The organism is Bacteroides fragilis NCTC 9343 (assembly GCF_000025985.1).
In the GTDB taxonomy this organism is placed as follows: domain Bacteria; phylum Bacteroidota; class Bacteroidia; order Bacteroidales; family Bacteroidaceae; genus Bacteroides; species Bacteroides fragilis.
Genome location: NC_003228.3, coordinates 4,678,304 through 4,704,302 on the forward strand (window position 1 = coordinate 4,678,304; position 25,999 = coordinate 4,704,302).

The window sequence follows — 25,999 nt, forward strand, 5'->3', positions numbered from 1 at the left end:
TTATTTTTCTACCTCTACCTCAGTGCCGTTGATCAATCGGGTCTGACCGGCAATGACTACCTGAGAATTATTGGGTACACCGGATTTCAATTCATACTCGGTACCCATGCGGCGTCCCAGTTCCACTTTGTTGTATGTCACTTTTCCATCCTTGTATACATACACATAACGGTCGCCGGCACCAGCTTGCTTCACAATAGCCAAATCGGGAACAACGACGTTCTCTTCCGTACCAAAATTCAGGCTGGCACGGGCAAACATTCCCGGACGTACTTTCTGATTCTGGTTAGGCAATTGAATCTCCACCTGGAATGTACGGGTAGACGGATCGATCGTCGGATAAATCAAGCTGATCTTGCCTTCGAAAGCCTCATCACCGTAGACATCGAGCTTCACATTCACGGGAGCACCTTTCTTCACCTTGGTGAAGTAAACCTCGGATACATTGATCAAAAGTTTGACCGGAGTAATCTTTTCAACGGTCAGCACCGGATTACCACCGCTATACATATCGCCGCTATCGTAATTGCGGGCAGTTACCACCCCACTGATAGGACTCAGCAGAGAAGTATTTTCCAACAAGTTCTGATAAGCAGTTTTCTTCACGTCATAGGCCATCTTTGCAGCATCCCATTCCGATTTTGAAGCACCACCTACCTTATACAGTTCATCGATACGATTGAATTCCACTTCCTGATTGTCCAGTTGCAGCTTAGTCTGTTTCAAGTTGGCAGCATCCATCTGCACTAGTTTCTGGCCTTTGGACACATGATCGCCCACTTCCACAAAGATTTTATCAATACGCACCGGTGATGACGGAGCAATGTTATTCTTCACTTCAGCTTCTACGGTTGCCGTGTATTCCTGTATCTGTTCTACCGGGCGTGCTGTCACATCGGCCAATTTCACTTTTGGCTTTTCCTCTGTTTTTTCAGCAGCACTTTTGTCTTTTCCTCCAGTGCACGAGCCCAATAGCACAACGGCGAGCAGGGCTACTAATTGGAAACATCTTTTCATATTCAAATTTTAATTGTTGTGTGTTTAGTTACTCTGTTACTTCTTCTCTTCCCAATACCTGATCGAGATCAGCCTTAGCAACCAAATAGTCGTAGATAGACTGGTTGTAAGTCAACTGGGCCTGTGTCAGCGCCACTTCCGAATCGTTCAATTCAAGGATAGTCCCTTTACCTACTTCATAACGTTTTTGGGCTATCAAACGTCCTTTTTCCGCCTGTACGATTCCTTCTTTGTTGCTGACTACCTGCTCGGTACTTGCAGCCATATTATCCAGATAACTGGTGGCTTGCATGGTGAGTTGGCGATATACGTTGATGCGGTTCTCGGCCAGTTGCTGCATCTGGATCTTAGTTTGCTTTACCTTCGTAAAGTTACTTGCCTTAAACAAAGGGATACTCAGACTCAGACCGACAGTAGAATATGGGAACCACTTGTAATGCGACATCTTGAAGTCATTATTCAGCGATGTATACGAATAGTTGAACGATGCAGCCAATGTCGGCATGAAATTGGTTCGCTGCACAGCCAGTGTTTTCTTCAACAAGTCGGCATTTAAGTCCAACTGCTTCAAATCGCTGTTGTTATTCAGATTCAACTGGTTGCTTTCCATCTGACGACGGAACATCACCATTTCATAGTCCTTCAGATTACCATCGGCAGCAATTTCCACCTCCGTATCCATACCCATCAGTACCTGCAACTGCAAGCGGGCAAGATTCACTCCGTTACCGGCAGATACTACCGAGGGTTTCAGGCTACGCACCTGTACGTCGGCGCGTATCTTATCATACTCGCTAACCGTTCCCTGCTCATATTTGGCTTTCACCACTTCATAGTTGGCTTCTGCCTGCGCATAACTCTGCAGGAGCACTTTGTAGCTGTCCTGGGCCAACAACAACTGATAATATGCCTTGGTCACCTGATTCACCAAGTCTAGTTTCGACGAGCGTGCTTTTTCAACAGCCAGTTCCACATCTGTCTTGGTCAGATTGATACTCTTGTAAAGCGTCGGAGCAAATACAGGGAGACTCACATTGAGTCCTCCGTTATACGAGTTGTCCGAACCTACCTGGATGGTCTGCGATTCTCCGCCAAAGTCCATCACCATTGTCTGTTTTTTTAGTGTCCGCGAGTAAGAACCCGTCAATGAAACCTCCGGAAATAGTCCGCCGTATGCCTCCTTCTTAGCCTCTTTTTTCAGCTGAATCTCTTGGCCGGCCACTTTCATTGTGGGGTTTTCGCTCAATGCAATTTCCAGTGCTTTGTCAAGCGTCAGTAGCACGATGTCCTTTGCCTCCTGTGCCTGTACATAACCCACCGAGAGCAGTACAACCACCGCCAAAAGCATCTTTTTGCTTAAGAAACATTTCATTTTGTTCATACAATAATTTTAGTTGTTTATCTTCTTTGGGAATCTCTTTATTCCCTGTCTTAGTGTATCCTTTGTTTTCTATATTCCGTTATAAAATCTTCCAATACCTTTGCCCCTTTCTCTGTCGAGATTCCCCGGATGTAGGTAAACATAATCGCTTCGTAAACCTCAAGGAAGGAGTATTTGTTGCAAATATCCGTATTCATCAATAAGTCGAGCTGTTCGTGAACCAGCAGGTTGACAATGGCAAAATTGACATCATCCCTGAATATGCCCTGTTTAATGCCCATCTTAAAAAATTCGATCGTACTGTCCGAGTCCCGCTCCCGATAGTTCTTCAGCAGACTGTGTACTTTCGGATACTTCTTTATATCTTCAAAAAAACGCTTGTTAGTCCGATGGAATGTCTCAATGCTCCGCTGATAACACACAAGAATGACTTCAAGAACATTCTTTGAGTTGGCCAAGGTCTCTGCCAGAAAAGCATTCATCTCTTCCTGACGTTTTAAAATACACTGGGTCAGCAAGCTCTCTTTATCCTGAAACACTTCGTAAAGTGTACGTTTTGATATACCCAAGGACGCGGCTATGTCGTCCATCGTTATACTCTTGATACCATGTGTAGTAAAAGCCTCCGAAGCTGTCTCAATAATTCTGTCTTTCAATTCTACTCTTTGTGAGTTCTCTTTCGCATTCTCAATCATTAACCCGTTCTTTTGTTGTTAGACTATCGATTATCAGCGTTTTCGTCCAATAAAAACGAAAAACTGAACAAAGATAAGCAGAAAACTCGACGAGTTAATTCAGTTTCCTGATTTAAGCACACATATTTGATAAATATTATAACTTCCGAAACAAATATCAAAACAAGTGTTAACAGAGAATGAGGATACAAAGATAGGGCGAGGAAATACCCTTATAAAGGTATTCCCGCCCATCGGAAGAGAAAAATCGATAAACAGCGGATATACTTCGATGAATGAAGAAGTGAGAGGAATGACAAAGAAGACTCTACTAATACTCGGATCTGGTCCGATTGAGAAAAGCTACCGTTTTATGAATTTCTTTGTACATCACGATATCATCCTTTACAAACGGAACCTCTTTACGATATGCAGCCAGATAGCGCTCAAGGATGGGAGAAGTTTTTGCCGGACGACGAAACTCAATTCCCTGCGCAGCATTCATCAACTCGATGGCAAGGATGTGCTCCAGATTATCCATGATCCGGAAAAGTTTGGTAGCGGCATTGGCTCCCATGCTAACATGATCTTCCTGACCGTTGGAAGAGACTATTGAATCACTCGAGGCCGCATAGCAGTACATCTTATTCTGGCTGACCATAGAGGCAGCAGCGTACTGAGGAATCATAAAACCGGAATTAAGTCCCGGATTGGCGACCAAAAATTCTGGAAGACCACGCAACCCCATAATTAACTGGGCTACACGCCGCTCGGAAATGTTGCCCAGTTCGGCCATTGCGATGGCAAGAAAATCGAAAGAGAGGGCCAGCGGTTGTCCGTGAAAGTTGCCGCCGGATATGATCTGATCTTCATCCGGGAAAATGGTCGGATTGTCCGTCACTGAATTTATCTCAGTCAACAAAACAGAAGAGACGTACCGGATGGCATCTTTCGTTGCCCCATGCACCTGAGGAATACAACGAAAAGAGTAAGGGTCCTGTACATGTTCTTTGGTACGGGCTATCAGCTCACTTCCATGCAGCAGGCGACGAAATATCTCTCCCGTCTCAATCTGACCAGGATGGGGACGAATCTGCTGAATACACTCCATAAAAGGATCGATGCGCCCATCGAACGCTTCAAGTGAAAGGGCAGCAATCATATCTGCCTTCTTTGAAAGCCTCCGGGCTTTGAGCAATGCAAAAACTCCGTTGGCACTCATGAACTGGGTACCATTCAGCAAAGCAAGTCCCTCCTTACTCATCAATCTCACAGGCTCCCAACCAAACTCGTCGAGCACACTGATGGCTTCCCGCTTTTTACCTTTATAATAAACATCGCCAACTCCAATCAAAGGCAAAAAGAGGTTGGCCAACGGCGCCAGATCACCCGAAGCCCCCAAGGATCCGCGATCGTAGACAATAGGCATTACGTCGTTATTGAAAAAGTCGAGAATGCGCTGTACGGTGATGACCTGTACCCCGCTGTGACCCAGGGAAAGAGCATGGGCTTTAAGCAACAGCATCAGCTTGATAATGACCGGGCGTAACTCCTCACCCACACTGCACGCATGGCTTTTCACAAGATTCTCTTGCAAGGTGTTGAGTTCATCGGACGATATGTTTTTACTGCACAACGAACCGAAACCGGTAGTGATGCCATACAGCGGCTCGGTGGAAGCCGCAATTTTCCGGTCGAGATAATCACGGCATTTCCGGATGCGCTGTTCGGCTTCGGGAGCCAGTTCAAGTTTCAGGTTTTCGTTAATGATGCGTTCGATGATACTGAAAGTCAGTTCACCGGAGCCTACATAATAAACATTGTTCATTGGTTCAGTTCTTGGTTGACAACTTCAAGTAATTCTTTCTCACGCATGCATGCCAATTGTTCCAAATGGTCGGCTTCCCGCTTCAGCTCGTCAACAAAGGTTTTATCCTTGAGCGAACCCAGATTGATGCGGACGTTCAGCAAAGCGCCCAATACTGCCGAACGGGCAGCCATCATGGCTACACATGCGTCCGTAATGGCATTCTGATTGCCTAAACGCGCTACATCAGCTATGATCTCCATCAGCTCACAGGCATTGCGCGCCACCTGCATCGGAACGAGGGCCGCAAAACGAGTGGCCTCCTGGATAGCAGCACTACGAGCGGCCTTTTCTTCATCTGTAGATTTGGGTAACTTGAAACAACCGAAAACATGGTCGTATGCCTCGGAATCACGGTCAATGTATTCAACAAAAAGCTCCTGCTGCCGGATGCTCAGACGGGAAATATGCTTCATCAACTCTTCATGTTCTTCGTATCCTTTCTTCCCGATGGTAAGTCCGGCCACCATTGCAGTCAGCGCCGAGGCCACCGCACCGTTAAGAGCAGCCACACTGCCGCCTCCGGGTACAGGATCACTACCGGCTACTTTATCTAAAAATTCTTTTACGGTCAATTCTGCTAACATAATTCTTCAAGTATTATCGGGTTTATATCTCAATTCAGACAGACGGATAAAGCATTCCGCCTTTGATAGTCGTATTTACACAATTCATCCCGACATAATAGGGAAGAATATGGTAATTATCGGAGTCGAGCACTACGAAGTCGCCTTTTTTACCCACTTCGATACTGCCGATAGAGTCGGCACGGTTGAGTGCAGCCGCCCCATTCAGGGTAAGGGCCGTAATTGCTTCTTCTACAGTGAGCTGCATGTGAATGCAGGCTAAGGCAAACGTCAGTGGAATGGAACCGGAGAAACAACTGCCCGGATTCAGGTCGGTAGCCAGGGCTACGGCACATCCGGCATCAATCATGTCGCGTCCCCGTGCATAAGGCTCCTTCAAGGCAAACGCTGTGAGCGGGAGGAGTGTGGCAACCACTCCCTTACGCGCCATGGCTTCGATACCGGCATCGGAAGCATGAAGCAGATGGTCGGCAGATACAGCTCCCAATTCGGCAGCCAGTTCGGCACCTCCCAAAGGGACAATCTCGTCGGCATGAAGTTTTGGTAAGAGACCATAATCTCCGGCAGCTGTAAGCAAACGACGTGACTGTTCGATGGAGAAAACGCCTTCTTCGCAGAACACATCACAAAATTCAGCCAGTGAATCCCGCTGAATCACCGGAAGTAACTCACGGATCAGGAAGTCAATATAATCATCAGGACGCTCTTTATATTCGTCAGGCAACGCATGTGCACCCAGGAAAGTAGGCACAATATCCACCCGTACACCCTCATCTTTATTCAGGCTGCGCATCACCTTGAGTTGCAACAATTCCGTTTCGCGGTTCAGACCGTATCCGCTCTTGCCTTCGACGGTCGTAATTCCCATGGCTGTCATCTTCTTGAGGAGTCCTTCTGCCTTAGAGCGCAAATGAATGAAAGAGAGTTCACGGGTAGCCTGTACTGTACTGGCTATACCGCCGCCACGTTGCATGATAGACATATAACTCTCCCCTTTGAGGCGCCACGAAAATTCTTCGGCCCGCTCTCCCCCAAATACGAAATGGGTATGTGAATCGACAAAACCCGGCAAGAGACACTTCCCACGAGCATTGTAATGCCAGAAGTGATGATAATATCCATCACGCACTTCACCCCGGTTGGGACCGACATAGGTAATGATCCCATCTACAACTTCGACTGTCGCTTTCTCCAAAATTCGCAGTTCCGCCATCTCTTTCCCTTTCCGAGCCGAAAAGCCGAGCGGAGTCACTACTTTGGCATTGAATATAATTAAGTTCTCACTCATGATTCTCTATTCCATTATACGTGATTCAAGCACTTGCCGCATGGAGAAATTCTCCAGACCGAGGTAGTAGGAAGCAGTATCGATCAGTGCTTCCATCGGGACGAGCCCTACGATTTCGCTACCGAGAATGGTCACTCCATAGCGACGGGCTTCGATGCGCACCAACTCGAAAGCACGATAAAGTGCCGTACGGGTATAGTCGGTAATGTTGATAGACACCTGGGTAATGTTCCGTTCCTTCAGTTCTACCCCCATCGCTTTGACATAACGCAAACCACCATTGATATGACGGATATTTTTGGCTATCTTGGTTGCAATTTCAAGATTATCAGTACTCAGATTGATATTATAAGCCACCAGCGGCATACGGGCACCGATAGCGACTACCCCGGCTGTAGGATGGCATCCGGCAGGACCGTAATCGGGATGCCATTCGGGCAGTTTCATCTTCTCGGCCATCCCTTCGAACTCTCCTTTGCGAACAGCTGCCAGATTTTCACGATGAGGGGCTGTCGCCGATTTCTCATAAAGGAAGACAGGAAGGTGATAAAGCCCGGCTACCTTCTCTCCTATCTCCCGGGAAAGAGAGACGGCTTCGTCCATCGTCACGTTTTTAATGGGAATAAAGGGCACTACATCAACGGCCCCCATGCGGGGATGCTGCCCCCGGTGGTGATTAAGATCTATCAATTCCACAGCCACTCCAATAGCCTCGATAACAGCATCACGCAGAGCTTCCGGCTCGCCGATAAGGGTTACTACCAGTCGGTTGTGATCTTCATCATTGCTATAATCGAGCAATTTCACCCCAGACCGGGCACGGAACGGAGCGACAATACGATCTATCTTTTCCAGATCCCGCCCTTCACTGAAGTTGGGGACGCATTCTACTATTTTATTCCAGTTCATACTACATCGTTTTAAGGGCACCACAGATTACACGGATTCTTACAGATCAAGATTTATTTTTATTCTCATTATTCCGCAACTATTCTCTTTATCAACTCTTCATCTGCCAGATAAGGCAGCGTGATGTGGTAGGCATCACCATGTGACAGATTGAACGCTTCGCTGGTTTCCATCGCATGTTCATTGCGGGCCCACGAACGGCGGGCCACTCCCCCCATCACATCCCAAAGCATAGAAGAACGAAGGATTTCGTCTACTCTCAGGCTCCCGTCACACACCATACCGAAACCTCCGTTGATAGCTTTGCCAATGCCAACTCCGCCTCCGTTGTGCAAAGCTACCAGGCTCATGCCCCGGGCACAATTCCCGGCAAAACACTGTACGGCCATATCGGCCATTACATTGCTGCCATCTTTGATATTAGAGGTTTCACGGAAGGGTGAATCCGTACCACTCACATCGTGATGATCGCGTCCCAGCATAATAGGCCCGACTTCTCCGTCACGCACCATTTGGTTAAACCGGAGAGCTATCTTCAAACGACCGACAGCATCCTGATACAATATACGGGCCTGTGTACCCACCACCAACCGGTTCTTGCCGGCATCCCGTATCCAGTTATAATTGTCCAGATCCTGTCCGCGACGTTTCACATCGATACATTCCATCGCAGCACGGTCCGTTCTGGCAAGATCTTCGGGGTTACCACTGAGACATACCCAACGGAATGGACCGTAACCATAGTCGAAAAGCTCCGGCCCCATAATATCTTCCACATAACTCGGCCAGATAAAGCCGTCTTTTTCATCGGTTCCGTTTCGTGAAATCTCTTTGACTCCGGCATCATAGACAGCTTTCATAAACGAGTTGCCGTAATCGAAAAAATAAGTTCCGCGGGAAACAAGTTTCTTGATCACTGCAAAATGACGATGGAGGGATTCGTCTACCAACTGACGAAACGCTTCGGGAGATTCATGCAACAACCGGGTACGTTCTTCGAAAGTAACTCCGGCAGGACAATACCCACCTTCGTAAACAGCGTGACAGGAGGTCTGATCGGATAAAAGTTCAATAGGAATATCTTCCTGAACGGCATATTCAAGCAGATCTACTACATTGCCATGATAGGCCACCGAACAGGATTCATGCCGTTCAGCAGCGCTCAGTGCCATCCGGAAAGCGGTATGGAGATCAGTCGTGACATGCTCCACCCACCCTTGCTTGTAACGAGTTTCAATACGCGAGCGGTCCACTTCGGCTATAATCGAAGCAGCACCGGCTATTTCGGCCGCCTTGGGTTGGGCACCGCTCATACCACCCAAACCGGAGGAAACGAACAAATGTCCACTCAAGTTCTTATCTTGAGGGATGCCTAGCTTGAGCCGGCCGGCATTCAGCAGAGTATTGAATGTGCCATGCACAATACCCTGCGGACCAATGTACATCCATCCGCCGGCTGTCATCTGGCCATAGTTGGCGACTCCCATCTGGGCTGCCTCATGCCAGTCATGCTGATTGTCGAACATGCCTACCATCATTGAATTGGTGATAATGACCCGAGGGGCATCGGGACGGGAATGGAAAAGCCCTAACGGATGTCCCGATTCGATAACAAGCGTCTGTTCACGCGTCAGGAGTTCGAGGTATTGTTTTATCAACCGGTATTGCATCCAGTTCTGACATACCTGCCCGGTCTCGCCATAAGTGACGAGTTCATAAGGATAGAGAGCGATATCAAAACAAAGATTATTGTCGATCATCACCTGAAAGGCCTTGCCTTCAATGCAGTTCCCCTGATATTCGTCGACGGGTTTGGCTTTGAGGTCGCCTGCCGGACGAAAACGGTACCCATAGATTCGTCCCCGGGTCCGCAACTCCTCCAGAAATTCAGGAGCCAGTTTTCTGTGCAGTTCCACAGGGATATAACGCAATGCATTTTTTAAGGCCGTGACGGTCTGTGCCGGCGAAAGGGTATATCCACGGTCGGGCGCCCGGCGAATACCTTCGGCGAATACCGGATATTCAGGTAACTGATTGCTGAGAGTCATTTTCATAATAAGAGGAATTAAGGATTACAAACTGTCAGCTCTACAATTTGATAACTCTTCGCAATATAGAAAAAAGGTGGGAATCTACCAAGATTTCAGCAGATTTATTATCAAAAGGTTAGAATAATAAAAAGAAGCAAATGAGTAGCCGCCTGTTAGGGTTGTATAGTGGCAAGACAGCAGTCCCTGCTGCTGATCGAAACGCTACTTCTCTTCCGCCTTCAGCAGTCGCAGATATTTGTCGGTAACTTTGGCAGACTCGCTATTTTCATTCAGATAGGCGGCTTTCCAATCAGGATGCCCCCCAAGCAGTTCTTCCATCCGCTCTTTTCCGACAAATCCTACCTTATTGGTTTCAGGATCTATTTCATAATATACCCGTTTGGATATTAAAGCGGAAGCAGCAATCGCATCGCCGAATTGACCACCCAGCATCACATCCATCGTGGCATCGCTGCCGGCAGCTACGGAACCTAAAGGAATGGCACTAAAATAAATATGGTCTCCAATGCGCAGGGCGGGAGCATACCAACCTCCGAAACGAAACTTCTTATAGCGTAATCTCTTGCAATTCACATAAAGGGAAGTGTCCGCCTGCACGGCATAACAGCGGGACTTCAGGTATTTGCACATGGAATCATCCGGACCAGCACTGATCTTATAGTCGGCACCACCGGTCATCAGAATATGATTCTTTGTACGTTTCTCCACTTTCAGCGAGGCAACCGTATCTCCTTCACAAGCGAGCAGCCCTTTCAGATTGGAATATACGACATTCTGCGCAGTAACATCCATCACTACCCAACTCATCAACAGCAGGAAACACAATTTCTTCATAAACGCATCCTATTAAAGACTTTCATGGCGGAAAGGTACACCTTTTAACGAATCGGAGCAAGTTTTCAGAAGAAAAGTTTAAGAAAAAGGAGAAAACACTTGACTTTTGCTCTCCAATGTCGTATCTTTACTATCAGAATCATAAAGTACGTTCAATTTATATTAGGAATGAAAAAGGGAGGCTATTGCTCCCTTTTTTATGGAATCACTTTACCAACCTCCCCATAACAGACGGAGCTAAAGATGAGTTCAGGCTCCGTTTGCCCTAAAGCAAGGCTCTGCCGAAACGAAACAGCGGCTCTATTTCACTCGGATCCCAGCTCTGCAAACTCTCTACCCGGCAGCTTCGGCAAGAAAAGACCGGGATATCCGGAGATATACCAAGAAGAATATGAAGAATCTCCGGAAGAGACGGGAAATGTACCTGAAAGGAAAGCGGAAACCGGCTCCAACGTTAATAATAAGTAAATCTGCTCTTGACAAAAACAAGCTCATGCCAAGAGAGCGCCGTACTCACGCTAAATATATTATTTTTGCGGGTCAAACAATCAAGGAAATATGGAACAACTAAATCTCATCATAGACACTTATCAACGGATTATTCTCGAATCGGAATCGAAGCTGGCAAAGGTAAAACAACACATTTACCGTATCGGTACACTCCGACTGATACTTTTCGCGGCAGGAATTGCAGGTATCATTTATTTCTGGGACGAGGGCAGGCTGGTGATCGGCGGTATCGCGGCTATCACCTTCATCCCCTTCATATTATTGGTGAAACTGCACAACCGGTTGTTTCATCAGAAAGATTACCTTGAAAAGAAGATAGAAATCAACCGACAGGAATTACAAGCCCTTACATACGATACGTCAGCTTTCGATAATGGGGAGGAGTTTATCAATCCATCACATCTTTATACTTATGACCTGGACGTATTTGGAGAACATTCACTCTTTCAGTACATAAACCGGACTGCCACGCAACCCGGTAAAAAAAGACTGGCAGAATGGATGAATATGCACCTGAAGAGCAAAGCGGAGATAGAGAAACGACAGGAAGCAGTACGGGAACTGGCTCCGGAGTTAGAAATGCGCCAGCATTTCCGTGTACTCGGATTGCTGCATAAAGGTAAAACTGCTGACGAAGAAGAAATCAGGAACTGGGCTTCGAGTCCGGAATATTATCGGAAGAAATGGTATTTCCGAACTTTGGCTATCCTTATCCCCACCGCCAATGCTGTCTGCATCGGGCTGGCCATAGCCGGAATCATCTCATTCACCACATGGGGAATCGTCTTCGCAAGTATAGGATTGTTCAGTTCTTCATTCTCAAAAGGTATTAGCCGGATGCAGTCTGTTTACGGTAAAAAGATGCTGATACTGACAACCTATGCACGACTCATTCACATTATTGAGGAGAAAAAAATGCGATGCAGCGCATTAAAGGAAATCAAGGAATTGGTGGGAGGTGAAAAACAAACGGCTTCACAAGCCGTAAAACGCCTCACCGAACTCATGAATGCACTGGACCAACGAAACAATATGTTAATGCAATTTGTCCTGAACGGACTATTTTTCTGGGAATTGCGGCAAGTCATGAAGATAGAAGCCTGGAAGGAAAACTATGTAGCCCACCTGCCGGATTGGCTTGAAGCCATTGGCGAAATAGATGCTTACTGTTCGCTGGCCTGTTTTGCGTATAATCATCCCGGATATGTGTTCCCCGAAATTGCATCCAAACCATTTTGCGTGGAGGCCGAAGCATTGGGTCATCCATTGATGAATCGAAATAAATGTGTACGCAATGATATCCGGATCGCAAAGCGTCCTTTCTTCATCATCATAACAGGTGCGAATATGGCAGGGAAAAGCACCTATCTACGTACCATAGGAGTAAGCTATCTGCTGGCATGTATCGGAGCCCCTGTCTGGGCAGAGAAGATGAAGCTATATCCGGCACAACTCGTCACCAGCCTGCGCACGACCGACTCATTGGCAGACAATGAATCGTATTTCTTTGCAGAACTGAAACGACTGAAACTCATTATTGATAAACTGAACTCCGGCGAGGAACTGTTCATCATACTCGACGAAATTCTGAAAGGAACGAATTCGATGGATAAACAAAAGGGCTCCTTCGCACTGATCAAACAATTCATGGCTTTACAGGCGAACGGCATTATTGCCACTCACGATCTCCTGCTAGGCTCTCTTATCGATCTATTCCCCAAAGATATCCACAACTATTGTTTCGAAGCGGACATCACTAACAACGAACTGACTTTCTCCTACAAGCTCAGAGATGGAATTGCGCAGAATATGAATGCCTGCTTCCTGATGAAAAAAATGGGAATAGCCGTCATCGACGACTAATCCCCATTTCGTATTGAAGCTTGAATTAGAATCAGTGTCCTTTTGTCTTAGTCAGGAAAGCGGCAATAGAAGCTGCTTCACCATTCGTGAAATAACGTACGGATGTAACCGGGTTATAAGTATAGGGTACAAATTGGAACAATTGTACGGCGGCAAACTTTCTGTCTTCGGACAGCATTACATCTAAACGCAGATTTCCACTTGTACCACCTTTGGCAGTCGATTGCATAGAGAAATCACCCGACTTCACCATGTCTGTCAATTCATCCAGATGTTTCAAATCAAAAAAGATACTTTGCTCTTTAGCAACACTGCCCGTCGGCAAGTAAACAATCTCCTTGGATTTCCAGAACAACCGGAAAACGCCAATCAAAAACAAGGCAGTGCCTAGTACCATAAGTCCCATACTGATAGTCGATGAACGGTCTTCCATCTCAAAAGTAGAAACAAATGCAATCACTCCTGCCAATAACATAATGCAAGAGAAGATAAGTCCGGAAACACTGGTGCGTTTTGCAATATCTGGGTGTGAAGATGCAAAAATTGTTGCATCGATAGCTTGGGTTGTCATAATATTGAAGTTTAAATTATTAGTAAATAATAGCTGATAAATACTACCACACCTATAACTAACAGGCACGGCAACATAAAATAATAATAGAACTAATAAGTTAAACTCCTATACAATAATACGCCTTAGAGCGAAAACATAGTATTCGCTTACAGGATGACAACAATAAGAAGTAGTGGTTTCATAAAGCTTCCCCCAATGCTGAGATAAAACAGCATCACGGTCTGCCAACCTTTGAGCAAGGGCTTTTAAAGAAAAAATAGATTCGGCCGCCTGTATACGCTGTATGCGCGACATTGCGATCTGATGCGTCTGAATACCGGTCCCGGCCAATTCGGCATCAGGGAAATAGGGTGTCTGGGGACTGCTGAGTGTTTCGTGCGTATCCCCTTTCATTGTTGACATAGCCATATAGATATCTTGTTCCGCCTGTTTTTCTGCGAAATAGTCGTTAGCTACACTATGAAGTGCCACAGCAAACAACATGAACAATATAATTTTAATGAACTTTGCCATATCTGCCTGCAAATATAACAGATTATTCAGTCCGACTGTTCACCTTCAAATGTTTTTAATGTATCTTTAGTAAAATCAACAAAAAAGGCCACTCTTTTCAGAGCAGCCTTTTTTATATCTATAAGAATAATAGTTGAATTATTCTGCTGATTCAGCTTTCGGTTCTTCAGTTGCAGGTACTTCGGCAGCAGGAGCAGCTTCAGTAGTTTTCTTTGAACGACGAGTACGAGTTGCTTTCTTAGCAACTTTCTCTTTAGCCATGTTTTCGTTGTAGTCAACGAGTTCGATGAAGCACATTTCAGCGTTGTCACCCAGACGGTTTCCAGTCTTGATGATACGAGTATAACCACCCGGACGGTCAGCAATCTTCACAGAGATTTCCTTGAACAATTCTGTTACAGCGAGTTTATCCTGCAAGTTGCTAAATACAACACGACGAGAGTTTGTAGTGTCTTCTTTAGACTTTGTGATCAAAGGCTCAACGAATTTCTTCAGAGCTTTCGCCTTTGCTACAGTCGTAGTGATTCTTTTGTGCTTGATCAAAGAACAAGCCATGTTAGATAACATAGCACTTCTGTGAGAAGCAGTACGACCTAAATGATTGAATTTCTTATTATGTCTCATTTTTTATTCTTTATCTAATTTATATTTAGAAATATCGGTTCCAAACGACAGATTCAGACTTTCCAGCAAATCATCAAGCTCGGTAAGCGATTTCTTTCCGAAGTTTCTGAATTTCAGCAAGTCAGTTTTGTTGAACTGTACCAAATCGCCCAATGTTTCAACATCAGCAGCCTTCAAGCAATTGAGGGCACGTACTGACAGATCCATATCGACAAGTTTAGTTTTCAACAGCTGACGCATATGCAGTACTTCTTCATCAAACTCTTCATTACCGTCAACGTCATTACTTTCAAGAGTAATTTTTTCGTCAGAGAATAACATAAAGTGATAAATCAGAATTTTAGCAGCTTCTTTCAGCGCTTCTTTCGGGTGAATGGAACCGTCGGTAGTAATTTCAAGTACCAGTTTCTCGTAGTCAGTCTTCTGCTCTACACGGAAGTTTTCTACAGCATACTTAACATTACGTATCGGCGTATAGATTGAATCGATTGGAATTACATTAACATCGGTACAATATTCGCGGTTTTCGTCAGCGGGGACATATCCACGACCTTTGTTAATTGTAATGTCAATCTGCATAGTTGCTTTAGAATCTAAATGACAAATAACTAATTCCGGATTTAACACTTCAAATCCAGTCAAATACTTACCTATGTCACCTGCTTTAAATTCACTAGAATTCTCGATAGTGATGCTCACCTTTTCGCTCTCGAATTCTTCAACTACTTGCTTGAATCTCACTTGTTTCAGATTCAAGATAATGTTGGTAACATCCTCTTTTACTCCAGGAACACTAGAAAATTCGTGCTCAACACCTTCTATACGGATAGTGGTGATAGCAAAACCTTCTAATGAAGAAAGGAGGATACGGCGCAAAGCATTACCAACGGTAATACCAAAACCGGGTTCCAAGGGACGAAATTCGAATTTACCGAATTTGGCATCCGCTTCCAACATTAATACTTTATCAGGTTTTTGAAATGCTAATATCGCCATGAAATTAATTATTATTTAGAATACAATTCAACAATCAAATGCTCTTTAATGTTTTCAGGAATGTCTGCTCTTTCAGGAATGTGCAGCAATTTGCCCACCTTTGAAGCTTCATCCCATTCCAACCAAGCATATTTGCTGTGATTGAAACCAGCGAGAGAATTAGCAATTACTTCCAAAGATTTAGATCTTTCACGAACGCCAATCAACTGACCCGGTTTAACTGCGTATGAAGGAATGTTTACTACCTGTCCATCAACTGTAATGTGTTTGTGGCCTACCAACTGACGAGCTGCTGCACGCGTAGGAGCAATCCCCAAACGGAACACGATGTTGTCAAGACGACCTTCAAGCATCTGGAGAAGTACCTCACCGGTAATACCTTTAGCTGTAGCTGCCTTTTCGAACAAGTTGCGGAATTGTTTTTCTAATACTCCATAAGTATATTTAGCTTTCTGTTTCTCACGAAGCTGAATACCATATTCAGAAGTTTTTCTTTTTCTTGAATTTCCGTGCTGTCCGGGAGGATAGTTTTTCTTCGACAAAACTTTATCAGCTCCAAAGATACCTTCACCGAATTTACGGGCTATTCTTGATTTTGGTCCAGTATATCTAGCCATTTCTTTTTAAATATTTAATTGTTTATTCATGAACTCAATTTGTTGCAGCCGCGATTACAGAGAAGAAATTAATGCAATCCAAAAACAAAATCAAGTATCATTTTTATTAAAGGTAAATCTTAAACTCTACGTCTTTTCGGAGGACGACAACCGTTATGCGGAAGCGGAGTTACGTCAATGATTTCTGTAACTTCAATACCGGCACCATGAATCGTTCTAATAGCAGATTCACGACCGTTACCCGGACCTTTAACATATGCTTTTACCTTTCTCAGGCCAAGATCGAATGCAATTTTAGCACAATCCTGGGCAGCCATCTGAGCTGCATAAGGAGTATTCTTTTTAGAACCTCTAAATCCCATCTTTCCTGCAGACGACCAAGAGATAATCTGCCCTTCACTATTTGCAAGAGAAACAATAATATTGTTGAAAGATGAATGAACATGCAATTGTCCATTAGCATCTACCTTAACATTTCTCTTCTTAGCTGCGACTGTTTTTTTTGCCATATCAACAATTATTATTTAGTAGCTTTTTTCTTATTTGCAACGGTTTTCTTTCTACCCTTACGAGTACGCGCATTGTTCTTAGTGCTCTGACCTCTTACAGGCAGACCAATACGGTGACGTACACCACGGTAGCAACCAATATCCATTAATCGCTTAATGTTCAATTGTACTTCAGAACGAAGATCACCTTCAACCTTATACTCTGCACCGATGATCTCACGAATCTTTGCAGCCTGATCATCTGTCCAGTCTTTCACCTTCAGATCTTTGTCTACACCAGCTTTATCTAAAATTTTTGCTGAACTACTACGACCTATTCCATATACATAGGTCAACGCAATCTCACCTCTCTTATTTTGAGGTAAATCTACACCAACTATTCTTATAGCCATATACTAAATTATTTTTTTTGCAAAAATAATAAATTATCCTTGACGTTGTTTATACTTAGGATTTTTCTTGTTAATAACATACAAACGGCCATTACGTCTAACGATCTTACATTCTGGCGTACGTTTCTTTAATGATGCTCTTACTTTCATATCTTATTTTATTTATATCTAAATACAATTCTTCCTTTCGATAAGTCGTAAGGAGACATTTCGACTCTGACTTTATCACCCGGTAGGATTTTAATGTAATGCATTCTCATCTTACCAGAAATATGAGCAGTAATCTCATGTCCGTTTTCTAATTCAACACGAAACATTGCATTAGACAATGCTTCAACTATAACTCCATCTTGTTCTATTGCAGATTGCTTTGCCATATATTATATCGCTTTATCTCCTAAAACTTCTTCTATGAATTTAAATGATGACAGAATATCAGCCTCGCCTGCACCTACCGCAATGGTATGTTCAAAGTGTGCGGCACATTTCCGATCTCTGGTTCTCACTGTCCATCCGTCACGTTCCATAATAACTTGTCGGTCACCTTGCGTAATCATCGGTTCAATCGCAATGCAAAGACCTTTCTTTAAAAGTGTTCCGTATCCTCTTTTACCATAATTCGGTACCTGAGGGTCTTCGTGCATGTCTTTACCAATACCATGACCGACAAATTCACGCACAACACCATAAGAATGGGACTCACAATATTGCTGAATAGCATATCCGATATCACCGATTCTTTTTCCCTGCACAGCATTTTGAATGCCAATATACAACGCCTCTTTAGTTACCTTCAACAACTGACGAACTTCTTCGTCCACTTCACCAACGCAAAAGGTATAAGCTGAATCACCACAGAAACCATTCATGTAGGTACCACAGTCGACCGATACAATATCACCGTCTTTCAACACGATATCTCCCGGAATGCCATGCACTACCTGTTCATTAACCGATGTGCATAAAGAAGCAGGAAACGGATCTCCATATTGATTGGGAAAACCTTTAAAGGTAGGAACAGCACCATGATCTCTGATAAACTCTTCCGCTACCTTATCCAGCTCTTTAGTGGTAACTCCCGGTTTCACAAGCTTGGCAACTTCAGCCAACGTTCTACCAACAAGTAAGTTACTCTGACGGAGCAGCTCTATTTCATCTTCAGTTTTAAGAAATATCATTTCTACTCAAAGAATTAATATGCAGCTACACTACTACCGGTGCGTCCTTTGATACGACCAGACTTCAACAAACCATCATAATGTCTCATCAACAAATGACTTTCGACTTGTTGCAGTGTATCCAAAACAACACCTACAAGAATTAACAGAGACGTACCACCGAAGAATTGAGCAAACTCAGCCTTCACACCAAAGATACCGGCAAATGCGGGCATGATAGCAATGAAAGCCAAAAAGAAAGAACCCGGCAAAGTAATACGTGACATGATATCATCGATATACTCAGCAGTTTTCTTACCTGGCTTAATTCCCGGAATGAAACCATTATTTCTCTTCATATCCTCGGCCATTTGAGTCGGGTTAATGGTAATCGCAGTATAGAAGTACGTAAATAAGATAATCATTACTGCAAAAACAAAATTATACCAGAAACTCGTATGGTCAGTAAATGCATGAACGAAACCACTCACATTGTTAGTGTTAGAAAAACCAATGAAAGTGATCGGAATAAACATAATTGCCTGGGCGAAAATGATAGGCATTACACCGGCAGCATTCACTTTCAAAGGAATGTACTGTCTTGCACCGCCATACTGTTTATTACCAACGATTCTCTTTGCATACTGTACAGGAATTTTTCTTGTACCTTGTACCAAAAGAATAGCTCCGGCAATTACGATCAGCAGGAATACTATTTCAAATAAGAACATGATCAAACCACCAGTCTTGTCGGTCATACGGGAAATCAACTCCTGGAATAATGACTGAGGAAGACGAGCGATAATACCAATCAAGATAATAAATGAAATACCATTACCAATACCTTTATCTGTGATTCTTTCACCAAGCCACAGGATAAACATACTTCCAGCTGCCAAAATAATGGTAGAAGTAACCATGAACAGAGTCCAATCTAATGAAGCATTTAAGGAAGGTCCAGCCTGCATTTTAAGATTGAGCAAATAAGAAGGGGCCTGAACCAACAAAATAGCAATCGTCAAATAACGAGTATATTGATTCATCTTTCTTCTGCCACTTTCTCCCTCTCGCTGAAGTTTCTGAAAATACGGCACAGCGATTCCCAGCAACTGGATAACGATTGATGCAGAGATATAAGGCATAATTCCTAATGCGAAAATAGATGCATTAGAAAATGCTCCTCCTGAGAACATGTTTAACAAGGCTAAAAGGCCCTCGCTTGTTTGTTGATGCAATTGTGTCAGCATACCCGGGTTGATTCCAGGAAGCACGACGTACGAACCGAAACGGTAAATCGCCACAAACAATATGGTAATGAGGATCCGTTGTCTCAGATCCTCAATTTTCCATATATTCTTTAATGTTTCAATAGCTTTTCTCATTGAATCAGAGTTTTACTACATTTCCACCAGCAGCCTCGATAGCAGCAACTGCACTCTTAGAGAATGCATGAGCTTCTACACTCAACTTAGCAGTCAAAGTTCCGTTACCTAATACTTTAACCAACTGGCTTGAAGAAATGAATCCAGCTTCAATAAAGTCATTAACACCTACTTTTTCCAACTTCTTAGCTTCAGCTAATTTCTGGATTGTTTCTAAGTTAATAGCTTTATATTCAATTCTATTGATGTTCTTAAAACCAAATTTAGGTACTCGACGTTGAAGAGGCATCTGACCACCTTCAAAACCGATTTTCTTAGAGTATCCAGATCTTGATTTAGCACCTTTATGACCTCTTGTAGAAGTACCTCCTAAGCCAGAACCCGGACCACGTCCGATTCTTTTTCTTGTTTTAGTAGAGCCTTCTGCAGGTTTTAAATTACTTAAGTTCATATTGTAATTCGTTTTATATTCAACAAATAATTACTTAACAATGGCAACCAAGTGTTTAACCTTATCTACCATTCCAAGAATTGAAGGAGTGCTTTCGTGTTCAACCACACGGTTCAATTTGCGAAGTCCCAGTGCATCAAGAGTTCTTTTCTGATCAGCCGGAGCACCAATTCTACTTTTAACTTGTTTGATCTTTATAGTTGACATATCTCCCTCCTTATCCTCTAAATACTTTTTCAACACTAATTCCTCTGTTCTGAGCAATCATTCTTGCATCACGCATCTCGCCTAAAGCCATGATAGTGGCTTTTACAAGGTTATGCGGATTTGAAGATCCTTTTGATTTAGCCAAAACGTCAGTTACACCAACACTTTCCAATACGGCACGCATAGCACCACCGGCTACAACACCAGTACCGTGAGAAGCAGGTTTGATGAATACTTCAGCACCACCAAACTTAGCTGACTGTTCGTGAGGAACAGTACCTTTCAGTACAGGCACTCTTGTCAGATTTTTCTTAGCCGATTCAACACCTTTAGCGATAGCTGCTGTTACTTCACCAGCTTTACCAAGTCCCCAACCGATAATACCTTCTTCGTTACCTACAACTACAATTGCAGAGAAACTAAAAGTTCTACCACCTTTGGTTACTTTAGTAACACGATTAATAGCAACTAATCTGTCTTTCAGTTCTATATCGTTAGTAATCTTAACTCTATTATTAACTCCTGCCATAATGATTAAAATTTAAGTCCACCGTTACGAGCAGCATCAGCTACTTCTTTTACTCTCCCATGATACAAGTAACCATTACGGTCGAAAACAACAGTCGTAATACCTGCTTCCTGAGCTTTTTTCGCAATAATCTCACCCACTTTAGCAGCAACTTCTTTCTTAGGCAACTTCTCAGTCATACCCAGTGAAGAGGCAGCAGCCAATGTCTTACCAGACAAATCGTCGATAATCTGGACATAGATTTGCTTGTTACTTCTAAATACACTCATACGCGGACGTGCAGCAGTACCTGACACTTTATTGCGTACTCTATATTTGATCTTAATTCGTCTTTCTATTTTTGTTGTCATAATAATACAAATTTACGTAAATTACTTAGCACCGGCTGATTTACCAGACTTTCTGCGAATTTCCTCGCCAACAAACTTAATACCTTTACCTTTATACGGTTCGGGCTTACGGAAAGAACGTATCTTAGAGCAAACTTGACCAAGCAATTGTTTGTCACAAGACTCTAAAAGAATAAGAGGATTCTTATTTCTTTCTGATTTTGTCTCTACTTTGACTTCAGGAGGCAACTGTATAAAGATATTGTGTGTATATCCTAATGCTAATTCAATGATATTTCCTTGATTAGAAGCACGGTAACCAACACCAACAAGCTCCAATTCTTTCTTATATCCTTCAGAAACACCAACAACCATGTTGTGTACTAACGAACGATACAAACCGTGAAATGCATGTTTCTGCTTGGGATTATCCAGCATTGCATTTTCGTTTTCAGTTAAAGTGATGTGTCCATCTTCAATAGCAACATTGATAGCCGGGTTCACATACTGGCTAAGTTCACCTTTGGGTCCTTTTACGGTAACCACATCATCTTTCAGAGTAACTGTTACTCCAGCGGGAATACTAATGGGTAATTTTCCTATTCTTGACATTGCTTTATCCTCCTATTAATATACATAACACAATACTTCACCACCGATTTTCAGTTCAGCAGCTTCTTTGTTTGTCATTACACCTTTGGAAGTAGATATTATAGCAATACCCAAACCATTAATAACACGCGGCATATCTTTGTAACCAGTGTACTGACGCATACCCGGAGAAGATATTCTTTCAAGTTTTTTGATTGCGTTAACTTTGTTAACAGAATCATACTTCAAGGCAACTTTAATAGTTCCTTGAGGACCATCTTCTACAAACTTATAATTAAGGATGTAGCCTTTTTCAAAAAGAATCTTAGTGATTTCTTTTTTCAAATTTGAAGCAGGAACTTCTACAACTCTGTGCTTTGCATTAATTGCGTTCCTTAACCTCGTCAAATAATCTGCTATTGGATCAGTCATATAAAAAATAATTAAATTAATCAGGACTACCCTGACAATATTTAAACAATATATTTACCAGCTTGCTTTCTTAACACCTGGGATCAGCCCATTAGATGCCATCTCACGGAACTGGATTCTTGAAACACCGAACTGACGGATGTATCCTTTAGGACGACCAGTCAATTTACAGCGATTGTGCATACGAATCGGATTAGAATTCTTAGGAAGCTCCTGTAATTTCTGTGCAGCTTCAAAAGCTTCAGCAGGATCTCCGGTTCTCACAATCTGCTTCAAGGCAGCTCTCTTTTCGGCATATTTGGCTACTAATTTAGCACGCTTTATTTCGCGTGCTTTCATTGATTCCTTTGCCATAATTTATCAGTCTTTTTTAGCGTTTTTAAACGGTAAACCGAATTCTTTCAATAAGGCATAACCTTCTTCATCTGTTTGCGCAGAGGTTACAAAGGTAATATTCATTCCGAGAATTCTGGTAATACTATCGATATTAATTTCAGGGAAAATGATTTGTTCCTGAATACCAAGGGTATAGTTACCCTTACCATCGAACTTAGTTTCAATACCTTTGAAGTCACGGATACGCGGCAAAGCCACACGAACCAATTTTTCCAGGAATTCGTACATTCTTTCACGACGCAGAGTTACCATAACTCCGATCGGCATTTTCTTACGCAACTTAAAGTTAGCGATATCTTTACGCGAAATAGTAGCTACGGCCTTCTGACCAGTGATAGCTGTCATTTCGTTGATTGCCACTTCGATAATCTTCTTATCAGCAACAGCCATACCTAAACCCTGATTGATAACAATCTTCTTAAGTACGGGTATCTGCATTGTAGAAGAATACTGGAATTGTGACTTCAATGCAGGAGCAATGCGCTCTGCATATTCTTTCTTAAGGCTTGCAGTATTACTCATTACTTAATCTCCTCTCCTGATTTTTTAGAATAACGCACTAAAGTTCCCTCAGAACTTACTTTTCTACCAACACGCGTTGCTTTACCAGTTTTTGGATCAACCGGATTCAAGTTTGAAATGTGGATAGGAGCTTCCTGCTTAACTATACCACCCTGCGGGTTCTTTGCATTTGGTTTTGTGCTTTTAGATACCATATTGATACCTTCAACTATTGCACGTCCTTCTTTAACAAGAACCTTCAATACACGACCAGTTTTACCTTTGTCTTCACCAGCATTTACGTAAACTGTATCGCCTTTTTTAATATGTAATTTACTCATTACTTAAATCTTTTACAAAATTAAAGTACCTCAGGCGCAAGTGACACAACTTTCATGTTTGTAGCACGAAGTTCTCTTGCTACAGGACCGAAAATACGACTACCTCTAATTTCACCTGCATTATTCAACAACACGCAAGCATTATCATCAAAACGTATATAAGAACCATCGGGACGACGGATCTCTTTCTTAGTACGTACGATCAAAGCTTTTGACACTGCACCCTTTTTAACATCACTTGAAGGGATGACGCTCTTTACAGAAACGACAATAACATCCCCCACTGAAGCGTAACGACGACCTGTACCACCCAAAACACGGATACACAGGGCTTCTTTAGCTCCACTGTTGTCACATACTGTAAGTCTGGATTCTACTTGTATCATAATTACTTAGCTCTTTCAATTATTTCTACTAATCTCCATCTTTTAGTCTTGCTCAAAGGACGAGTTTCCATGATGCGTACAGTATCACCTACATTGCATTCATTCTTTTCATCGTGAGCATGGTACTTCTTCGTTTTGCTAACGAACTTACCATATATAGGGTGTTTTTCCTTGAACTTAGCAGCAACGGTAATGGTTTTTTCCATCTTATTGCTCAGCACAACCCCTGTTCTTTCTTTTCTTAAATTTCTTGCTTCCATCAAGCTGATCATTTATTGTTAAGTTCTCTTTGGCGTAACTCTGTTCTCATACGCGCAATCGTCCTGCGTAATTGTTTGATCTGCGCAGGATTTTCCAAAGGAGAAATAGAATGATTGATAACCATTTGGTTGTAATTAACCACTTCTGCTTCTACTCTTTCTACCAAATCATTAGTAGACATTTCTTTAATTTCTGCAATTTTCATAAACCTTACGCATTTTGATTTTGAATATCATAATCACGTCTCACGACAAACTTCGTAGTAATCGGAAGTTTCTGAGCTGCCAAACGCAAAGCTTCTTTCGCGATCTCGTAAGATACTCCTTCAGCTTCAATAATAATTCTACCTGGTGTAACCGGAGCCACGAATCCTTCGGGGCTACCCTTACCTTTACCCATACGTACATCAGCAGGTTTTCTAGTAATCGGTTTATCCGGGAAAATACGAATCCAAATCTGTCCCTGACGTTGCATATATCTTGTCACTGCAATACGAGCAGCTTCAATCTGTCGGCCTGTGATCCATTTAGTTTCTAAAGCCTTAATACCAAAAGATCCAAAAGCGAGCTGGTTGCCTCTCTGTGCATTACCTTTAGCGCGGCCCTTTTGTTGTCTTCTGAATTTTGTCTTTTTCGGTTGTAACATAGTTTCCTAAAATTCAAATTCGTTTAGCGATTATTTTTCTTTCTTTTGAAGTTCTTTCCGCCGCCGTTGTTTCCACCATTGTTTCCACGACCACTCTCTTTGCTTTGTGTAAAGTTGGGAGCTAATTCTCTCTTACCAAAAACTTCACCTCTACAGATCCAAACTTTAATACCGAGAAGACCCACTTTTGTCAATGCTTCTGCATGGCAATAGTCGATGTCTGCTCTGAAAGTGTGCAACGGAGTTCTTCCTTCCTTATACATTTCAGAACGGGCCATTTCAGCTCCATTCAAACGTCCTGAAATCTGAATTTTGATACCTTCCGCACCCATACGCATTGTATTTGCGATAGCCATTTTAATGGCACGGCGATAGGCAATTTTACCTTCTACCTGACGAGCGATGTTGTTAGCAACAATCACAGCATCCAGTTCCGGTCTTTTCACTTCAAAGATATTGATTTGAATATCTTTGTCGGTAACCTTTTTCAACTCTTCCTTCAACTTATCAACTTCCTGGCCACCTTTACCGATAATAATACCCGGACGAGCAGTGCAAACAGTAATAGTAACGAGCTTCAGCGTACGTTCAATTACGATTCTTGATACACTTGCTTTCGCAAGTCTTGCATTAAGATATTTACGGATCTTGCTATCTTCCAGCAAAGAGTCACCGTAATCATTTCCACCATACCAGTTAGAATCCCATCCTCTGATAATTCCTAAACGGTTGCTTATTGGATTAACTTTTTGTCCCATCTACCTTAATTTTGATCTTCGTTATTACTTTTAGAACCAACGAACAATGTTACGTGATTTGAACGTTTGCGAATTCTGTATCCTCTTCCCTGCGGAGCCGGTCTCATTCTTTTGAGTGTAGCACCACCATCAACAAAAATCTTCGTTACGAATAATTCGCCACTTTCAGCTTTACGTTCGTTTTTCTGCTCCCAGTTAGCAATTGCAGAGCGCAACAATTTTTCCACTCTTGCAGCTGCTTCTTTTGAAGAAAACTTCAAAACGCCAAGTGCTCTGTTCACTTCCATCCCACGAATCATGTCAGCCACGAGACGCATCTTACGAGGAGAAGTAGGAACATTTTGCAATTTAGCAAAATACATGGTTTTAAGGGCTTCTTTTCTCTTTTCAGCCGATATTTTTTTTCTTGCTCCCATTATATTTATTA

General features: G+C 42.9%; 36 protein-coding genes. 1 reads left to right on the forward strand and 35 read right to left on the reverse strand.

Translation table 11 applies throughout. From position 1 onward, the window contains the following. The 9 genes from BF9343_RS19215 to BF9343_RS19255 form a co-directional block, all read right to left on the reverse strand. Nucleotides 1-1,017 carry an efflux RND transporter periplasmic adaptor subunit gene (locus tag BF9343_RS19215; protein WP_005797650.1) on the reverse strand — a complete coding sequence of 339 codons (1,017 nt, stop codon included), beginning with the start codon at nt 1,015-1,017 and terminating at the stop codon, nt 1-3. Nucleotides 1,018-1,045: 28 nt separating this feature from the next. Next, complete coding sequence (locus tag BF9343_RS19220) at nt 1,046-2,398, reverse strand: TolC family protein (RefSeq protein ID WP_032576421.1); 1,353 nt, start codon at nt 2,396-2,398, stop codon at nt 1,046-1,048. Between the two features lie 50 nt (nt 2,399-2,448). Beyond that, nucleotides 2,449-3,093, reverse strand: coding sequence for a TetR/AcrR family transcriptional regulator (locus tag BF9343_RS19225; RefSeq protein ID WP_008661364.1), 645 nt, complete (start codon nt 3,091-3,093; stop codon nt 2,449-2,451). Between the two features lie 310 nt (nt 3,094-3,403). After that, a complete protein-coding gene (gene hutH / locus BF9343_RS19230) occupies nt 3,404-4,900 on the reverse strand; it encodes a histidine ammonia-lyase (protein ID WP_005797649.1) in 1,497 nt (498 codons plus the stop codon). Beyond that, nucleotides 4,897-5,526, reverse strand: coding sequence for a cyclodeaminase/cyclohydrolase family protein (locus BF9343_RS19235; RefSeq protein WP_005791594.1), 630 nt, complete (start codon nt 5,524-5,526; stop codon nt 4,897-4,899). The genes hutH and BF9343_RS19235 overlap by 4 nt, the downstream gene beginning before the upstream one ends. Nucleotides 5,527-5,560: 34 nt before the next feature. Further along, nucleotides 5,561-6,814 (reverse strand): imidazolonepropionase, encoded by a 1,254-nt coding sequence (hutI, locus tag BF9343_RS19240; RefSeq protein WP_005797648.1) that lies wholly within the window; start codon nt 6,812-6,814, stop codon nt 5,561-5,563. Between the two features lie 6 nt (nt 6,815-6,820). Further along, entirely contained in the window at nt 6,821-7,723 is a 903-nt protein-coding gene (gene ftcD / locus BF9343_RS19245; protein WP_010993666.1) for a glutamate formimidoyltransferase, read from the reverse strand. A gap of 68 nt (nt 7,724-7,791) precedes the next feature. Further along, nucleotides 7,792-9,777: a urocanate hydratase gene (locus BF9343_RS19250; protein ID WP_005791587.1), complete on the reverse strand. Its 1,986-nt coding sequence runs from the start codon at nt 9,775-9,777 to the stop codon at nt 7,792-7,794. Nucleotides 9,778-9,975: 198 nt separating this feature from the next. Continuing rightward, on the reverse strand, nt 9,976-10,608 hold the full coding sequence (locus BF9343_RS19255) for a DUF6563 family protein (RefSeq protein WP_005791585.1): 633 nt from the start codon (nt 10,606-10,608) through the stop codon (nt 9,976-9,978). A 558-nt stretch (nt 10,609-11,166) separates the two neighbouring features. Between BF9343_RS19255 and BF9343_RS19265 the strand changes: the two genes are divergently transcribed. After that, nucleotides 11,167-12,981: a MutS-related protein gene (locus tag BF9343_RS19265; protein ID WP_005814370.1), complete on the forward strand. Its 1,815-nt coding sequence runs from the start codon at nt 11,167-11,169 to the stop codon at nt 12,979-12,981. Between the two features lie 31 nt (nt 12,982-13,012). Here the strand turns inward: BF9343_RS19265 and BF9343_RS19270 are convergent, their stop codons facing one another. The 26 genes from BF9343_RS19270 to rplV form a co-directional block, all read right to left on the reverse strand. Further along, nucleotides 13,013-13,552, reverse strand: a complete 540-nt coding sequence (locus tag BF9343_RS19270) for a hypothetical protein (protein ID WP_005791581.1) — start codon at nt 13,550-13,552, stop codon at nt 13,013-13,015. Nucleotides 13,553-13,660: 108 nt separating this feature from the next. Next, nucleotides 13,661-14,068 carry a hypothetical protein gene (locus tag BF9343_RS19275; RefSeq protein WP_010993667.1) on the reverse strand — a complete coding sequence of 136 codons (408 nt, stop codon included), beginning with the start codon at nt 14,066-14,068 and terminating at the stop codon, nt 13,661-13,663. A gap of 138 nt (nt 14,069-14,206) precedes the next feature. Then, nucleotides 14,207-14,692: a 50S ribosomal protein L17 gene (gene rplQ / locus BF9343_RS19280; protein WP_005791577.1), complete on the reverse strand. Its 486-nt coding sequence runs from the start codon at nt 14,690-14,692 to the stop codon at nt 14,207-14,209. Nucleotides 14,693-14,695: 3 nt separating this feature from the next. Then, entirely contained in the window at nt 14,696-15,688 is a 993-nt protein-coding gene (locus BF9343_RS19285) for a DNA-directed RNA polymerase subunit alpha (RefSeq protein WP_005782229.1), read from the reverse strand. 11 nt (nt 15,689-15,699) lie between these two features. Continuing rightward, entirely contained in the window at nt 15,700-16,305 is a 606-nt protein-coding gene (rpsD, locus tag BF9343_RS19290; protein ID WP_005791575.1) for a 30S ribosomal protein S4, read from the reverse strand. Between the two features lie 119 nt (nt 16,306-16,424). Beyond that, a complete protein-coding gene (gene rpsK / locus BF9343_RS19295) occupies nt 16,425-16,814 on the reverse strand; it encodes a 30S ribosomal protein S11 (protein ID WP_004296327.1) in 390 nt (129 codons plus the stop codon). Nucleotides 16,815-16,825: 11 nt separating this feature from the next. Then, complete coding sequence (gene rpsM, locus BF9343_RS19300; RefSeq protein WP_002558050.1) at nt 16,826-17,206, reverse strand: 30S ribosomal protein S13; 381 nt, start codon at nt 17,204-17,206, stop codon at nt 16,826-16,828. Between the two features lie 33 nt (nt 17,207-17,239). Beyond that, nucleotides 17,240-17,356: a type B 50S ribosomal protein L36 gene (ykgO, locus tag BF9343_RS23290; RefSeq protein ID WP_002558051.1), complete on the reverse strand. Its 117-nt coding sequence runs from the start codon at nt 17,354-17,356 to the stop codon at nt 17,240-17,242. Nucleotides 17,357-17,364: 8 nt separating this feature from the next. Beyond that, nucleotides 17,365-17,583, reverse strand: a complete 219-nt coding sequence (infA, locus tag BF9343_RS19305; protein WP_002558052.1) for a translation initiation factor IF-1 — start codon at nt 17,581-17,583, stop codon at nt 17,365-17,367. Nucleotides 17,584-17,586: 3 nt separating this feature from the next. Beyond that, nucleotides 17,587-18,384: a type I methionyl aminopeptidase gene (map, locus tag BF9343_RS19310; protein ID WP_005791569.1), complete on the reverse strand. Its 798-nt coding sequence runs from the start codon at nt 18,382-18,384 to the stop codon at nt 17,587-17,589. Nucleotides 18,385-18,398: 14 nt separating this feature from the next. Then, nucleotides 18,399-19,745 carry a preprotein translocase subunit SecY gene (secY, locus tag BF9343_RS19315; RefSeq protein WP_005782223.1) on the reverse strand — a complete coding sequence of 449 codons (1,347 nt, stop codon included), beginning with the start codon at nt 19,743-19,745 and terminating at the stop codon, nt 18,399-18,401. A gap of 4 nt (nt 19,746-19,749) precedes the next feature. Further along, nucleotides 19,750-20,196: a 50S ribosomal protein L15 gene (rplO, locus tag BF9343_RS19320; RefSeq protein ID WP_005804135.1), complete on the reverse strand. Its 447-nt coding sequence runs from the start codon at nt 20,194-20,196 to the stop codon at nt 19,750-19,752. Nucleotides 20,197-20,226: 30 nt separating this feature from the next. Beyond that, the gene (rpmD, locus tag BF9343_RS19325) at nt 20,227-20,403 is read right to left on the reverse strand and encodes a 50S ribosomal protein L30 (RefSeq protein WP_004296332.1); all 177 of its coding nucleotides are present in this window, start codon (nt 20,401-20,403) and stop codon (nt 20,227-20,229) included. A 10-nt stretch (nt 20,404-20,413) separates the two neighbouring features. After that, nucleotides 20,414-20,932, reverse strand: a complete 519-nt coding sequence (rpsE, locus tag BF9343_RS19330) for a 30S ribosomal protein S5 (protein WP_005791564.1) — start codon at nt 20,930-20,932, stop codon at nt 20,414-20,416. A 5-nt stretch (nt 20,933-20,937) separates the two neighbouring features. Beyond that, on the reverse strand, nt 20,938-21,282 hold the full coding sequence (rplR, locus tag BF9343_RS19335) for a 50S ribosomal protein L18 (RefSeq protein ID WP_005791562.1): 345 nt from the start codon (nt 21,280-21,282) through the stop codon (nt 20,938-20,940). 21 nt (nt 21,283-21,303) lie between these two features. Continuing rightward, the gene (gene rplF, locus BF9343_RS19340; RefSeq protein WP_005791561.1) at nt 21,304-21,873 is read right to left on the reverse strand and encodes a 50S ribosomal protein L6; all 570 of its coding nucleotides are present in this window, start codon (nt 21,871-21,873) and stop codon (nt 21,304-21,306) included. 15 nt (nt 21,874-21,888) lie between these two features. Beyond that, a complete protein-coding gene (gene rpsH / locus BF9343_RS19345; RefSeq protein ID WP_005782213.1) occupies nt 21,889-22,284 on the reverse strand; it encodes a 30S ribosomal protein S8 in 396 nt (131 codons plus the stop codon). 54 nt (nt 22,285-22,338) lie between these two features. Further along, nucleotides 22,339-22,638, reverse strand: coding sequence for a 30S ribosomal protein S14 (gene rpsN / locus BF9343_RS19350; protein ID WP_005791558.1), 300 nt, complete (start codon nt 22,636-22,638; stop codon nt 22,339-22,341). A gap of 6 nt (nt 22,639-22,644) precedes the next feature. Continuing rightward, nucleotides 22,645-23,202 carry a 50S ribosomal protein L5 gene (gene rplE / locus BF9343_RS19355; protein ID WP_005791556.1) on the reverse strand — a complete coding sequence of 186 codons (558 nt, stop codon included), beginning with the start codon at nt 23,200-23,202 and terminating at the stop codon, nt 22,645-22,647. Beyond that, nucleotides 23,202-23,522 (reverse strand): 50S ribosomal protein L24, encoded by a 321-nt coding sequence (rplX, locus tag BF9343_RS19360; RefSeq protein ID WP_005791554.1) that lies wholly within the window; start codon nt 23,520-23,522, stop codon nt 23,202-23,204. The genes rplE and rplX overlap by 1 nt, the downstream gene beginning before the upstream one ends. Before the next feature lie 20 nt (nt 23,523-23,542). Continuing rightward, the gene (gene rplN / locus BF9343_RS19365) at nt 23,543-23,908 is read right to left on the reverse strand and encodes a 50S ribosomal protein L14 (protein WP_004296340.1); all 366 of its coding nucleotides are present in this window, start codon (nt 23,906-23,908) and stop codon (nt 23,543-23,545) included. 2 nt (nt 23,909-23,910) lie between these two features. Next, a complete protein-coding gene (gene rpsQ, locus BF9343_RS19370) occupies nt 23,911-24,180 on the reverse strand; it encodes a 30S ribosomal protein S17 (RefSeq protein WP_008770213.1) in 270 nt (89 codons plus the stop codon). Next, complete coding sequence (gene rpmC, locus BF9343_RS19375) at nt 24,177-24,374, reverse strand: 50S ribosomal protein L29 (protein ID WP_005782204.1); 198 nt, start codon at nt 24,372-24,374, stop codon at nt 24,177-24,179. The genes rpsQ and rpmC overlap by 4 nt, the downstream gene beginning before the upstream one ends. Before the next feature lie 5 nt (nt 24,375-24,379). Further along, complete coding sequence (gene rplP, locus BF9343_RS19380; RefSeq protein WP_005791549.1) at nt 24,380-24,814, reverse strand: 50S ribosomal protein L16; 435 nt, start codon at nt 24,812-24,814, stop codon at nt 24,380-24,382. Between the two features lie 23 nt (nt 24,815-24,837). Further along, entirely contained in the window at nt 24,838-25,572 is a 735-nt protein-coding gene (gene rpsC / locus BF9343_RS19385) for a 30S ribosomal protein S3 (RefSeq protein ID WP_005782201.1), read from the reverse strand. A 5-nt stretch (nt 25,573-25,577) separates the two neighbouring features. Next, the gene (rplV, locus tag BF9343_RS19390; protein ID WP_004291236.1) at nt 25,578-25,988 is read right to left on the reverse strand and encodes a 50S ribosomal protein L22; all 411 of its coding nucleotides are present in this window, start codon (nt 25,986-25,988) and stop codon (nt 25,578-25,580) included. Between the last annotated feature and the right edge of the window lie 11 nt (nt 25,989-25,999).